11 protein-coding genes are annotated in these 14958 nt (G+C 36.0%); 6 read left to right on the top strand and 5 right to left on the bottom strand.

Annotated elements, in window-relative coordinates; genetic code table 11:
• Positions 1–292 precede the first annotated feature (292 nt).
• Complete coding sequence (locus HX129_RS15170; RefSeq protein WP_286435079.1) at positions 293–2416, bottom strand: AAA family ATPase; 2124 nt, start codon at positions 2414–2416, stop codon at positions 293–295.
• A 609-nt stretch (positions 2417–3025) separates the two neighbouring features.
• Here HX129_RS15170 and HX129_RS15165 point away from each other — a divergent pair.
• From HX129_RS15165 to erpA, 4 genes are all read left to right on the top strand, one after another.
• Positions 3026–4030: a putative solute-binding protein gene (locus HX129_RS15165; protein WP_130075109.1), complete on the top strand. Its 1005-nt coding sequence runs from the start codon at positions 3026–3028 to the stop codon at positions 4028–4030.
• Between the two features lie 417 nt (positions 4031–4447).
• On the top strand, positions 4448–5452 hold the full coding sequence (locus HX129_RS15160) for a putative solute-binding protein (RefSeq protein WP_130075110.1): 1005 nt from the start codon (positions 4448–4450) through the stop codon (positions 5450–5452).
• A gap of 183 nt (positions 5453–5635) precedes the next feature.
• Entirely contained in the window at positions 5636–6640 is a 1005-nt protein-coding gene (locus HX129_RS15155; RefSeq protein WP_174494073.1) for a putative solute-binding protein, read from the top strand.
• Positions 6641–6769: 129 nt separating this feature from the next.
• Positions 6770–7105 (top strand): iron-sulfur cluster insertion protein ErpA, encoded by a 336-nt coding sequence (erpA, locus tag HX129_RS15150; RefSeq protein WP_130075112.1) that lies wholly within the window; start codon positions 6770–6772, stop codon positions 7103–7105.
• A gap of 66 nt (positions 7106–7171) precedes the next feature.
• Here the strand turns inward: erpA and HX129_RS15145 are convergent, their stop codons facing one another.
• A complete protein-coding gene (locus HX129_RS15145) occupies positions 7172–8011 on the bottom strand; it encodes an alpha/beta fold hydrolase (protein ID WP_286435078.1) in 840 nt (279 codons plus the stop codon).
• A gap of 149 nt (positions 8012–8160) precedes the next feature.
• Positions 8161–9288 carry an anhydro-N-acetylmuramic acid kinase gene (locus tag HX129_RS15140; protein WP_130075113.1) on the bottom strand — a complete coding sequence of 376 codons (1128 nt, stop codon included), beginning with the start codon at positions 9286–9288 and terminating at the stop codon, positions 8161–8163.
• Between the two features lie 80 nt (positions 9289–9368).
• Here HX129_RS15140 and tyrS point away from each other — a divergent pair, with 80 nt between their 5' ends.
• On the top strand, positions 9369–10583 hold the full coding sequence (tyrS, locus tag HX129_RS15135; RefSeq protein WP_174494071.1) for a tyrosine--tRNA ligase: 1215 nt from the start codon (positions 9369–9371) through the stop codon (positions 10581–10583).
• 122 nt (positions 10584–10705) lie between these two features.
• Here tyrS and HX129_RS15130 read toward each other — a convergent pair whose 3' ends face one another.
• On the bottom strand, positions 10706–11734 hold the full coding sequence (locus tag HX129_RS15130) for a putative solute-binding protein (protein ID WP_286435077.1): 1029 nt from the start codon (positions 11732–11734) through the stop codon (positions 10706–10708).
• A gap of 208 nt (positions 11735–11942) precedes the next feature.
• Here HX129_RS15130 and HX129_RS15125 point away from each other — a divergent pair, with 208 nt between their 5' ends.
• Entirely contained in the window at positions 11943–13880 is a 1938-nt protein-coding gene (locus HX129_RS15125; RefSeq protein WP_174494070.1) for an ATP-binding cassette domain-containing protein, read from the top strand.
• Between the two features lie 582 nt (positions 13881–14462).
• Here HX129_RS15125 and HX129_RS15120 read toward each other — a convergent pair.
• On the bottom strand, positions 14463–14828 hold the full coding sequence (locus tag HX129_RS15120; protein ID WP_286435076.1) for a hypothetical protein: 366 nt from the start codon (positions 14826–14828) through the stop codon (positions 14463–14465).
• Positions 14829–14958: the final 130 nt, after the last annotated feature.

Below are 14958 nucleotides of genomic sequence, written 5' to 3'. Positions count from 1 at the left end.
CTTAATCAATTCAACCAAGTCATTGTTTTATCAGAAGTTTTAATCTTCATCACCGCCGATGGATGTGCATTCTACAGCATTCCAAAACCAACGCAACCCCTTTTTTATAAGTTTTTTATCAGGTGAGTGTTTTTTCGACCAAATTTATTAAAAAAACGTTTTTTTATCTATTTTCTAATCAATTTTAATTATTTTTTTCACAATTAAAGCATTTTTGTAATTTATTTTTCATTATCACTGCTGAAAATTTAGTCTACATTTTTTAATTTTCGATTAAAAAAGAAAAACCGCATCAATTTGATGCGGTAAATCCAATAATTTGTGAAGTTTTATATTTAACAGCCATTTCTTCATGTAAGTGTTGTAGTACAGCATTTACATTTTTAAATCGCTGAAAACATGCTTGGCGAACAATAACAGCAAAGTCTCCTGCACAAAGACGATTTAGTCCTTGTAGCTGTACTTTGATTTGAACTTCGTCTATTTCAATATTTAATTGTTGGCAAACATTTTCCAATAAAGCAAAACGCTGTGCATAGGTTAAGAAATCAAAATGCATTTTAAAATCGAAACGACGTAAAGCAGCTTGGTCTAATTCTTCAAAACGGTTGGTTGTTGCAACAACAATGCCGTTAAAGCTTTCCATTTGAACCAAGAACTCGTTTACTTGTGAAATTTCCCAAGATTTACTTGCTTGTCGTCGATCTTGTAATAAGCTATCGACTTCGTCTAACAATAATACGGCTTGCTGCTCTTCAGCTTCAGCAAAAGCTTGTGCTAAGTTTTGTTCAGTTTGCCCAACCCAAGGTGAAATTAAGTCAGAGCCTCTCTTGATCAGCAAAGGTTGATCAATGAATTCAGCCAACCAACGTGCAAATGCCGTTTTACCTGTACCTGATGCACCATATAAACATAAGCGACCAAAACCATGGCGTTGAATTCCTGTGGCAATGTCTTTTAGGTTAGAGGATGTATTGATATAGCTCAGGTCATAAAATTGTGGCAAAGCATTACTGTCTTGTAATTTAACTGCACGAAAACCTTGCGCCTTTAATGTATTTGAAATTAATTTCGTCATACTATTGGGTAACGCTAAATTGTCATTGTGCATTTTTGCCATTTTCGCAACTTTATAACTACGATTTAAAATCGCAGGTGAAAGCTGTTCGATATTTGAAAATGCTTCTTGATACATTGGGTCTAATTCATGACCGCATTGTTTAACAATAAAGTTCATACGTTGCTTTTTCGGCGGTACTTTTATTTCCAAGACCATATCAAAGCGACGAATAAATGCAGGATCAAGCTGATCAGAATTAGACACCCAAATTGTAGGTGTTTGGTTTTGCTCTAAAATACGATTTACCCAAGCCTTACGACTCTGGGCAGTACTTTTCATTCCCATTCCATTTTCAGTATCATTAAATACATCTTCAACTTCATCAAACATCAATAAAGCAGATTGGCTGTCAAAAATACATTGTGCTGCACGATAAGCACATAAACGCCCTGTTGCAGAAATGGCATCACCATCCGCATCTTCATAAGAAATTTCAAAAAGTTGTACCGCTAACTCAGCAGCTAAGACTTTACATAGCTGCGTTTTACCTGTACCTGAGCTTCCATAAAGGAAGATATTGACACCTTTTTGTTTGGTATTTTTGACTTGTTTTAAATAAGCCAACAATAAATTTAAATCTTTTTGTAGATGAGGATAATCTTGAATCGTAAGTTCAGCCCTATCACTTTTATTAATCGTACCCGTGAACAAATCCATCACATCATTGGCTTTAACCAGTAATTTATCCACCAATTGATTTGAGACTAAACTTAATTTAATACGTAAATAATTACGGTAATACTGCTGTAAACTGACTAAACCACTACGCTGTAATCGTCCTTGTGTAGAGAGTGCTTGACGAATTTCTTCATAAGGCACATCCAACACAATCGCTAACGCACGTAAGGTTTTAGACGCTGTTAACTCGCCTAATGTATCTGCAATATCATCTAAAAGTTGTTCACTATTGAGTAAAATCACAAAACCTAAAATCAGACTTTCAACATCATTTAAATCTAAAAGCTGTTGTAATAATTTAAGATTAAATTGTAATTCTTCACTAAATTGAAATGGCTGATTTAAATGCTGCTGTTCAATATTTTGATGAAGCTGTTTAAGTTCTTGATAGGCAGCTTGCTCGTTAAATTGATCATTTAACAAAGGTTCAGAAAAGCCCAACTGTTTTGCAATCCACTGATTATTAAAACAATTGTCTGAAATAAACTCTTTTGCACCACCTAATTCAACTAAAAAACGAAAAGCCCATAGCTTCGCCAATGGATGAATTTCAGTAAAACTCTCCATCTCACCTTGTTGCACATCATTGGCAAAAGGTTGATTTACATATTTATTCATATTTTCACTAACAATTTTTTAAATGTCAGTACGCGCGTCATTTTTCATTAAAACAACGTACCGAAAGCATTTATATTCTTTAAAAAGTTTTTAAATTTTTCACGCAATTTAAAGCGTTCAGTTTTATATGGTTTTATTACAAACCAAAGTGCATAAGTACAGTTAACAACATGATTTTTCTCCCGAATATTCCAAATACAATTCTGCTGTTTTGGATCAAATAAATGGCGGGTTAAATCAAGATATTATGGTCATCCTGCAACCAGTTAAGTGTAAAGAGACTCTTGTCAAAGGCAACGTACAAGATGAATAAAGGTTAAATGTCAATTGAAATCATTATTGATCAAAGCCACAATGGCTGATTTGAGCGCTATATTAATTGCTCATTTTTCAAACTTCAAGTTTTTTCTGTATTCTCCATTTTCCGCTTTATAAGATCAAATCATCTATATTTAAACAAGCACTAAATATATTGCGTGATTTTTAAAAAATTTAAGGTTGAGTATCTCCTTACCACTCAGCGCTTAGTATTGGATTATGATTCTCTTTTTATGTTAAAAATAATAAAAACTTATGGGTTAAGTTAGATAAAAAGTTAAGGAAATAACAATGAAAAAAAAATTATTTTTAGTTTGTGCCTTCGGGATATGTATTCCTTCAATAGCACAAGCAAAACAAAATGTCTGTGTATTTGACCTTTTAGGTAAGGCTGGCGAATCATATAAAGTCATGGAAGAATGGGCTTTAGCTGCTAAAAATTGGGGGGCAGATATCAACCTCGTTGCTTACAAGTCAGAAGAACAAGCTGATAAAGATTTTAAAACGAATAAATGTGATGCTGTTGCGATGACCACAATGCGTTCGCGTGAATATAATAAGTTTGGTGGCTCTATTGATGCATTAGGAAGTGTTCCAAGCTATGCAATTGCCCAAAAAGCAATTGCCTATGCACTTGATAAACGTAATGATAAAAGACTCATTTCTGTTAAAAATGGTATCAAATATGAACTAGCGGGTATCAGTCCCTTGGGTATGGCTTATATTTTCGTTCGTGACCGCAAAATCGACTCATTTGAAAAAGCTAAAGGGGTTAAATTTGCTTATTTACATTATGATATAGCACAAAAAGCTGCGGTTGATCGTGTCGGCGCAATCGGGGTTCCTTCCGATTTATCAAATTTTGTCAAAAGATTTAATTCAGGTGAAGTTGACTCTGTACCTGCACCAGCATATGCCTTTAAACCCTTAGAAGTTTACAAAGGCTTAGGTACTAAAGGTGCCATGTTTACGTATCCCGTTATGCATGTCACAGCAGACATCATCATCAAAGCAGACCAATTTCCTAATAGTTTTGGTAGCCAATCACGTGCTTGGTCGCTCAAAAGATTGCCAAAAACATTTAAACTTATTGAGCGGCTAGAGGCTGAAATTCCCACAAAATATAAACTGAATATCTCAAAAGAAGATGAAATCAAATATCAAAAACTCTTACGCGAAGTCCGTATAGAACTGACAAAACAAGGCGTTTATGATGCAACCATGATGTCCGTTCTTAAGCGTGCACGTTGTACCGTAGAACGTACTAACTTTGAATGCTCATTGACTGATGAATAACCGTATCAGGACTGTATAATATGCACATTTTATTTACAGTCCTGTTGACTCCTAGCTGTCTGTCATAAAAAACGATTCGGCTTGTGAAAGATTCACTCTGCTTAATGTAGGAAAAAGAGGTTTTTGTTGTAATCAAACATAAACTGTTGCGTTCAATTTATTCAGTATTTTAATACACAAATTATTTTTTATAAAATATTGCATAATATATAAATTTAAAAATACAATAAAATACAAAATCTTAAATAATTTAACTTAATTTTTTTTAACTGATTTACAATGAAAATTTAAATAATGCAATGATCTAAAATAGATAAAAAAATGGAGTAAAAGCTCTATTTTTTTTAAAAAAAGTTGATTAAGATTGCGTTTAAAAGAAACTCCAATTATGGACGTATAATTGACAAGGACCAAATTATGAAAAAAATAGCGCTCGCTGCAACAACAATCTTAGGTTTAACCGCTGCCAATGCAAATGCGGCTATCAATGTATGTGTATTTGATTTACTTGGTAAATCTGGTGAATCATTCCAAATGGCACAAGAATGGGCTTTAGCTGCAAAAGGTTGGGGAGCAGATGTGACTCTGATCCCTAAACAAGATGAAGCTGTTGCTGATAACGACTTTAAAGCAGGTAAATGTGACGGCGTATTCATGACAGCAATGCGTGCACGTCAATATAACAAATTTGTTGGTTCTATCGATTCTTTAGGTGGTGCGCCAAGTAATGCGATTGCACAAAAAGCGATTACTTTTGCTCTTGATGCGCGTAACGCAGGCAAAATGGTGTCGAATCTTGGTGGTAAAAAATATGAAGTTGCAGGTATTGCACCTTTAGGTTCTGCATTTATTTTTGTTCGTGACAAGAGCATTAACTCAATTGAAAAAGCAGCGGGTAAAAAATTCGCAGTTTTAGGCTATGACCAAGCACAAAAAGTTATGGTACAACGTGTTGGTGCACAAGCGGTTATTTCTGATATCTCTAACTTTGCTGCAAAATTCAATAACGGTCAAGTTGATATGATCGGTGCGCCAGCATATGCATACAAACCTTTAGAATTAAACAAAGGCTTAGGTGCAAATGGTGCAGTATTTAACTTCCCAGTGCTACAAATTACAGCTGACTTCTTAATTCGCCCAGAAAAATTCCCTGCAGGTTTTGGTCAAAAGTCTCGTGATTATTTCGTGAAGAACTTACCAAAGAGTTTTTCAATGATTAGTCGCTTAGAAGCATCTATCCCAGCGAAATATAAAGTAAACTTGACTGCTGATGATAAATTAAAATATCAAAAGCTCATGCGTGACGGACGTTTAGAATTAACAAAAATGGGCATCTATGATGCGAGCATGATGTCTGTATTGAAAAAAGCACGCTGCTCTGTCGATAAAGCAAACTTCGAGTGCTCTTTAGCAGGCGAATAATATTGATTTAAAAAGAAAAACCCAGAATTAATTCTGGGTTTTTTTTAGCTTATAATTTGTCATTTAAGTCATTGTTGAGCGAATGCTTAACACTTAATCTTATATCAAGATGCCTGCGCAAGAATAAGACTCTTCACACAGCACCTATCAAAACAATAACTTAATCACGGAAAGGAAAATAAAATGAGTTGGTCTAAGACACTCTTAATTGCAGCAGGCTTATGTACTGCAATCTCCAGCGCCCAAGCCAAACAAGTGGTCTGCGTATTTGACTTAGTTGGAAAAAATGGTGACGTATTTAATCTCATGAAAGATTATCAGCTTGCCGCTAAAACATGGGGGGCTGACATCGAACTCAAAGTTAATCAAAACGAAGCCGTCATTGCAGAAGATTTCAAAGCAGGAAAATGTGATGGGATCAGTGTCACAGGCATGCGTGGTCGTCAATTTAATAATTTTACAGGTTCACTCGATGCAATTGGGGCTATTCCTGACTTAAATCTTGCGGTTAAAATTATGCAAGGTTTAAGTTCGCCGAACTTTGCAAAATATATGACTAACGGTCAATATGAGGTTGTCGGGGTCATTCCTGTAGGTGATGCATTCTTGATGGTCAATGATCGTAATATCAATACTGTGGCGAAAGCCGCTGGTAAAAAAATTGCAGTTCTAGACTATGACCAAGCACAAAAGATCATGGTACAACAAGTGGGTGCCCAAGCAGTGAGTGCGGATGTTACCAACTTTGGTGCAAAGTTCAATAACGGACAGGTAGATATTATTGGTGCGCCTGCTGCGGTGTTTAAACCCTTAGAATTACATAAAGGTTTAGGCACGAAAGGTGCGATTGTGAACTACCCTATTTTACAAGTGACAGGTAATTTAATTATTCGCAAAGACAAATTCCCGGAAGGTTTTGGGCAAAAATCTCGTGATTGGGTCAAAGCGCAATTACCACGTGCTTTTGGCATTATCGGTAAAATGAAAGCAGACATTCCAGCAAAATATTGGATGCAAGTTCCAGCTGCCGATAAACCAGGCTATCAAAAACTAATGCGTGAATCTCGAATCAGCTTAACAAAGCAAGGGGTTTATAATAAGCAAATGATGAAACTTTTATGGCAGTTCCGTTGTAAAAATGACCCTAAAAACTTTGAATGTGCGCTTCAAGACGAGAACTATAAATAATTTAGATTAAAAACCAACAATTTTACTCAGAATTGACTTTAAAGTTCACAGACTGACCATATATTAGGTATACTATATATGGTCTTTTTTTTGTAAGACACAATCGAACTCGTTTGAGGAATATCGCCCATGAATGCCCAAGCTCTTGAACTAACTGATAATGCAGCGAATAAAGTTCGTCAACTTCGTGATAGTGAAGGTAATCAAGAACTTATGTTACGTGTCTATGTCACTGGCGGCGGCTGTTCAGGATTTTCTTATGGCTTTAACTTTGCTGAAAGCATGAATGATGATGATGCTGAATTTAGTAATGGCGATGTTAAAATGTTGGTAGATTCACTCAGCTACCAGTATTTAGTCGGTTCAAAAGTCGATTATATTGAAGGTTTAGAAGGTTCTCGTTTTATTGTAGATAATCCAAATGCAACAACAACCTGTGGTTGCGGTTCTTCATTTTCAATCTAAGATTGAAACAGATTTTTAAAATGCCCTGAAATTTGAGGGCATTTTTATTGCAATTTATATCATCATTTAAGCCACAGTTTCTAAAATGTATCCGCTCAGTTCCTTGGCATTTTGCACAGGAATCCAGTGCGTCGCATCCATAATAATTTCTTTATACGGGGCATCGATATATTGATGATTGAGTTCCACACTTTTATAACCAATCGCAGCATCGTGTTTCCCCCAAATAAATAATGTGGGTACAGTCACAGCTTTGAGTAAGTTTTTATTGGAACTAAAGGGTATGCCTCGATACCAATTTAATGCAGGGCTTAATCTTTTTTCAGTCACAATATCTTGTTGAAAGTCTTGTAACTGTTGTTCTGTCATGCCAGTATTTCTCAATAACCCCAAACCAATTTTTGGAAATTTTTCAAAGAGTAATTCAGGAATTTTAGGTAGTTGAAATAACCCCATATAATAGGATTTCAGTAGTTGATTACTCATTAACATGGAACGTATATAAGCTGCTTTATGCGGTACTGAAATAGTAATCAGATGATTGATTTTTTCAGGATATCGCTGTGCCACATCCCAAGCCACCACTGCGCCCCAATCATGTCCCACCAAATAGACAGGTTGTGCAATCAAATCAAGTAAAGCATTGACATCTTCAACCAATGCCGAACTACGATAATCACGGCGTTTGCTGGGTTGTGCCGTTAAACTATAGCCTCTTTGGTTAACTGCAAAAGTACGATAACCTGCCTCATTTAAAATCTGGGCAGTCTCTTGCCAACTTTTATTTGTTTCAGGAAAACCGTGCAATAAAACAAAAATCTGTCCATCTAAAGGACCTGAGTCAATCACATCAAAATACAGACCTTCACGTTGATATTCAGTTAAACGTTGTGTGTGTAAAGCCATACTTATACTCAATTCAATTTTTTATTGATATTGAGAGTTTATGGCACTTTTTTTAACAGCAGAATAGGACATACATCAGGCTAAATAGGTCGAGAATTGTTTAACAATTTCGACCTCATTTTATATTTTAAATTGAATGATAAGAGCGATTAAACCGTTGTGATCGTCCCTAAAACACGATAACCCTTTGCCCCTGTCACAGCAGGTAAATTACCACTAAGCTGTTGATCAAAACGCATTGCCAACCAAGCAAATGCTGTTGCCTCGACCCAAGTTGGGGACAATCCTAATGCCGATGTCGTTTGTACTGACCAATTGTGTTTACGTAAACGCCAACGTAATTGCTCAAGCAAATGTGAATTATAAGCTCCACCCCCACAGACATAGACTTCACCTGTATCTAAAGGTGAACGATAGATGGCTTTTTTAATTGCACGGGTTGTAAGTTTTAATAAAGTTGCTTGCACATTTTCAGGCGTATCTTCAAGTTCATCATATTCTAGATCATTCTTCCAGTCTGCAATCTGCTCATCTAGCCATTCCAAATTAAAGTCTTCACGTCCTGTACTTTTGGGTGGTTCTTTAGAGAAAAACTCATGTGCTTGTAAACGGTCTAATAAACTACGAATCGGTTGTCCATATGCGGCCCAATTGCCATTTTCGTCATAAGGTTGCCCTGTATAGCGATGGCACCATGCATCCATAAGAATATTCGCTGGTCCTGTGTCAAAACCATAAACTTCATCAGGCTGACCTGCAGGTAATAAACTCACATTGGCAATGCCGCCTAAATTTAAAATTACGCGATGAATCGTGGGATGTTGAAAAAGTGACTGATGAAAAGCAGGAACGAGTGGTGCACCCTGCCCACCTGCCGCCATATCACGGCGACGAAAATCTGAAATGACAGGAATTTGAGTGATTTCAGTAATAATATTGGGATCACCAATTTGCAAGGTAAAACCATGTTCAGGACGGTGACGAATGGTTTGCCCATGTGAACCAATGGCTTTAATCTTTGATTTATCTAAGTTGTTTTCTTGAATCAGTTGATTGATTGCCTGACCAATCATGGTAGCAAGCGCAACATCTGCTTTACCCATTCGATCTATTTCATTATCACCTGGTAAAGTCAGTGCCATCAATTCATCACGTAAATCGGGATCAAATGGCACTGTCAGAGTGGCATGGATATGTAGCGGATCGAATGAAGCGGCAACAAAATCGACGCCGTCCATGCTGGTTCCAGTCATTACGCCAATATAGATTGTTGTCATGAGAGATTCTTTGCCTGCATTTTGCTGAAAAAATGTTAGTATATCGCACAAATGAGATAACTGATGTATTGGATTTTGTGATGTCAAATTTCCTTCCTGCGGAAGAACAACTCGCCCTCATTCAACGAGGAACCCATGAAATTATTTCTGAAGAGGATCTATTGAAGAAACTCAAGGAAAATCGTCCTCTAAAAATTAAAGCAGGTTTTGATCCAACAGCACCTGATTTACATTTAGGACATACAGTTTTAATTAATAAACTAAAAACTTTCCAAGATTTAGGTCATGAAGTTACTTTTTTGATTGGTGACTATACCGCAATGATCGGTGACCCAACAGGAAAAAGTGCAACACGTCCACCATTGTCACGTGAACAAGTTTTAGAAAATGCAAAAACCTATCAAGAACAAGTCTTCAAAATTCTTGATCCAAATAAAACTAAAATCCGTTTTAACTCTGAATGGTTTGCTACAAAAACTGCTGCTGATTTAATTCAATTGGCATCACAACAAACTGTGGCACGTATGTTAGAACGTGATGATTTTACCAAACGTTATAGTAATCATCAGCCGATTGCGATTCATGAGTTTTTATACCCACTTGTTCAAGGCTATGATTCCATTGCGCTTGAAGCGGATGTAGAGCTTGGTGGTACAGACCAAACCTTTAATCTACTGATGGGTCGTACATTGCAAGGTCGTTATGACCAAGAAGCACAAGTGTGTATTACTGTACCTATTCTTGAAGGTTTAGATGGCGTAAATAAAATGTCTAAATCTTTAGGTAATTATATCGGTGTATTTGATGCACCTGGTGCGATGTACCAAAAGGTATTGTCGATGCCTGACAGCCTGATTGAGCGTTATTTCGACCTTCTTAGCTTTAAATCTTTAGATGAAATTGCAATCTTACTTAAAGAAATTAAAGAAGGACGAAATCCACAAGAAGTGAAGAAAATTCTTGCACTTGAATTAGTAGAACGTTTTCACGGAAGCGACGCCGCTGAACATGCACATAAAGGTGCAGGTAACCTGATTACTGAAGGTGAATTACCTGAAGGTACACCTGAAATTACGATTTCACGTGCTGAGTTTGGTGGTGAAGTATCTATTATTTCAATTCTTCGTGCAGCAGGTTTAACCAAGAATTCAGCACAATCTAAGGATGCTGTTTCACGTGGAGCCGTTAAAGTAGATTGGCAAGCTGTAGATGCAAGTTATATGGTTAAAGAAAATGTCACTTTGATTATTCAAGCCAGTAAGAAAGCCATCGCAAAAGTGACTTTTGTCGATTAAAACAAATTCACTATTAGTAACAGTATTTTAAATAAAATCCCCAATAACAAAATATTGGGGATTTTTATTTCAAAGCATAAGATCACTACCGAGCATGTAGTGCATCATTTAACATTCAAACTTTATTCATCCATTAAAGAACATTCAAAGTTTGTCCGCTCAATCGTACAACGTGCTCTTTTTAAAACAGACATCATGGTTGGGTCATAAACACCCTGTTTGGTTAATTCTACTCGAGCATCTCGTACGATCATTTGATATTTTGTCGTCTGTTCCTTGGTTAATGTTAATTTATATTTGTTCGGAATATCGCGTTCCGTTCGTTTTACATAATTTAATGTTCTTGGTAAATTTTTAACAAAAATTTCTCGTGAATTTACACCAAAACCTAAAGGAAATTTTTCAGGTCGTATCACCATCAGCATCGTCACATTAACCACAGGAAACATTACAACTGCCCCTTGCGCACCAAGACCTTTATGCATTTCAAAAGGTTTAAATAGGTAAGCCGGTGCGGCTGTCATATCCACTTGATTATTATTAAATTTAGCAACCAAATTAGATATTTCTGATGAAACTGGAACAGCTTTTATTTTTTTTAACATGTATCTTTGTGCTTCATCATAGCCCAAAAATGAAAATTTCTGTCCTTCTAAATCTTTGATTGGATCTTGAGGATTTTTAATTTTATTATATTTTACAAATAAATAAGCTGTCCCAATTTGGTCAATCCCCGCCACTTCAAAGGTATTTCCATTCACTTTAGAAATCATGCGCTTCGCATTTCTTTTATCCAAAGCGTACTTAATGGCTTTTTCAGCAATGGTAATATTAGGTACAGCGCCTAATGCATCAATAGAACCGGCAAATTTATTGTAATAACGTGCTCTTAACGATGTCAGATACACACCATCACATTTACCTGCTTTAAAAGCTGCATCTGCTTCTTCTTCCTTAGGATAAGGAACCAATTTAATATCCGCTCTAGCACTTTGGGATGCTAAAGCCCACTCCTCCATGCCTTTAAAAATATCCCCTGAACGTCCTTGCACATCAAAAACACACACTGTTTGTTTGGCTTGCACCAATGTTGAACTAAACAGAATGCATGATAGTAATGCCCCTAAATTTAATATTTTTATTTTAAACACAGTTTATTTTCTCCTTACTGCAGTTTTTATCCTATATATTTTAATATGATTTGTATCACAAAAATTTATTTTTATCTGCTTTTATATACAAAAGCAGTAGTTTATATTTACCCAAATAGATAAATTATCATGAATCACGCTATTATTTTGGTTCAAGTTAAATTATCTATTAAAATGGCATATCTATTTTCCAATATAGCTTTTATTCATGATTCAGTTAGAACAACTTTCTTTACGCCGCGGTGGACGTATTTTATTTCAAAAGGCATCCATGCAACTTCATCCAGGTTGGAAAATTGGTTTAACTGGGGTCAATGGTGCAGGTAAATCAACCTTATTTTCAGCATTATTAGGTGGAATCGAATCTGACAGTGGCAGCCTCACACGTCCAAATGTATGGACTGTGGCACACATGGCACAAGAAATTAAAGCTTTAGAGATGAAAGCAATTGATTTTGTACTGTCGGGTGATGAAGAATATTGGGAAATTCAACACAAACTCAATGATCCTCAAAATTTAACTGATACTGAATTAGCACACTTATATAGTCGTTTTGACGAAATTCATGGTTACTCAGCACCATCAAAAGCATCACAATTGATGGCAGGTTTAGGTTTTTTTGAGCATCAATCTGAACGCTTAGTCTCAAGTTTCTCAGGTGGATGGCGGATGCGCCTCAATTTGGCACGTACGCTGATGAGTCGTTCCGATTTGCTGTTACTTGATGAGCCGACCAACCATTTGGATTTAGATGCAATTTTATGGTTAGAAGATTGGTTAAAAGCTTACGAAGGCACATTAATTTTAATTTCGCATGACCGAGACTTTTTAGACGCAATTACCGATCATATTTTACATATTGAAAATCAAGAATTAATTTTATATACAGGTAATTATTCTACTTTTGAAACAACCCGTGCAGAACGTTTAGCTCAACAACAACAAGCTTTTGAAAAACAAGAAGAAGCCAAAGCGCATTTACAAAAATTTATTGATCGCTTTAAAGCCAAAGCCACCAAAGCACGCCAAGCACAAAGCCGAATAAAACAACTTGAGCGTATGCAAGAACTTGCACCTGCACATATCGACACGCCATTCACCTTCAGTTTCCGTGAACCAAGTAAAATGAGTTCACCTCTACTGACTTTAGAACATGCAGATGTCGGTTATGGCGATAAACTGATTATTACCAATGTTAATTTACAAATTACCCCAAGTAGTCGTATTGGCTTATTAGGGATGAATGGTGCAGGTAAATCGACCTTAATTAAATCGCTCGTAGGTGACTTAGCCTTACTTCAAGGCATTCGCAAACCTTCTGAATTACTCAATATTGGTTATTTTGCACAGCATCAAATGGATGCACTCGATGGCAATGCTAGCCCAATGTTGCAACTTGCCCGTATTGCTGACCCTAAAATCAGCGAAGCAACGCTACGCTCATTTTTAGGCAGCTTTGGTTTTAGCGGCGAACGTATGGATACTCCGAGTGAAAGCTTTTCAGGGGGTGAACGTGCACGTCTAGCATTAGCCCTGATTGTTTGGTTAAAACCGAATGTACTCATTCTCGATGAGCCAACCAACCATTTAGACTTAGATATGCGTCACGCACTCACCATGGCATTACAAGATTTTGAAGGTGCTGTCGTTTTAGTATCACACGAACGCCAACTGATCGCCTCCGTCTGTGATGAACTGATTTTGGTGCACAATGGTCAAAGCAAAGAATTTGATGGTGACTTACAAGACTATGCAACTTGGCTACGTCAAGCACGTGTTGAAATGATGAAAAAAGGTCAAGAACCTGTTACCCCATTACAATCTCAAGTCGAAGTAAAACCTCAAGTTTCTAAAGTCGATAAAGAAGCACAACGTAAGCTTGCCGCACAACGCCGTGAACAAACCCGCCCTATTCGCAAAAATATCGAAAAATTAGACACACAAATCAGTAAAATTCAGCCTCGTTTAGCTGAAATTGAGGAGTCTCTTGCGGATACAGCATTATATGATGCAAGCCGTAAAGATGATTTACTCAAACTCATGAGTGAACAAACTGAATTAAAAACTAAACTTGAACAAGCAGAAGAACAGATGCTTGAACTCATGATGGAACTCGAAGCGCTTGAGAGTTCTTTTGAAGAATAATGTTTGATCAAGAGAAAGTAATTTTGATATTACTTTCTCTGCCTCTTTTATCTCTCTTCTGGTTCTGCTGTTTCTGTCCGTGCTTATATTTTTTAATGATTATATTTCAAGCATCTAGACATTCTAAAAACCATAAAACTTAAATTATAACTTTTAGTTATAGCTTAATATTTACCGCGTGGAACATATTTAAAATACTGATATGTGATTTATTCTCTGTTTCAACTCCAACATCTTAGACAAGCTTCAAAAACTCATCTCTTTTAAATTTAAATTCATTTTCCCCTACAATATAAAACAAAGCTTATTTTTTAAATTCAAAAATCCTAAATGAACGATCAACAAATGAAATTTAGAACTGAAAAATGAATATATTGATATTTTTTTCGATGATTTTACTTATTTTTGCGTATTTTAACCTGACAAATTAAAGTTATCCACAGCTTTATTTAAGATTTTTTAGGTTATTTTTCTTTATTTTTTATCAATAAAAGATCATTTGGATCTCTTAAGCATGATAAAAAGCACCTAAACATGCTATTTCAAGTGCCTTTATTCAAACATGAAACACGAAGTATAAAATTATGATTCAATATGATGTTCTGTTGTACAAAACCTGAGTTCAGTAATTTTCCAATCTTCTTGAAATGTCCATTTTTCCTGAATCACTGTACTTTCATCTTCTAAATAAATTTTTATTAAACATACTGTTTGATCACGATTAAACTCATAATCCTCACTTTGTACATTAGGTTTCTGTGGCTTCCACACGCCATTTTTGACAGCATGAGCAATCTTTTCATAGCGCGTAAAATTACTCTCCACACGCCCATCTTGCTCATACACTACTTTAAAATTTTCATCTTCGTATTGTGCTAAAACCTCATAATTACCTGTAAAAAAGGCATTCACCCAAATATCACGCGTATGTTCTAACTGATTATCCATAACTCTAGCCCCTTGTTTTATATAATATTGTCTACAAAGATAGTGGCATAGAAATAAGACATTTTGATAAAAAAATCATGAACGTACAAAGATTCTAAAAATAAATACAAAACAGCAAGAAAAATCCCCC

This window comes from Acinetobacter sp. 251-1 (assembly GCF_030329305.1).
Classification (GTDB): Bacteria; Pseudomonadota; Gammaproteobacteria; order Pseudomonadales; family Moraxellaceae; genus Acinetobacter; species Acinetobacter piscicola_A.
The sequence above is the reverse complement of the archived record's forward strand: the minus strand, read 5'-3'. Positions and strand labels throughout refer to the sequence as shown.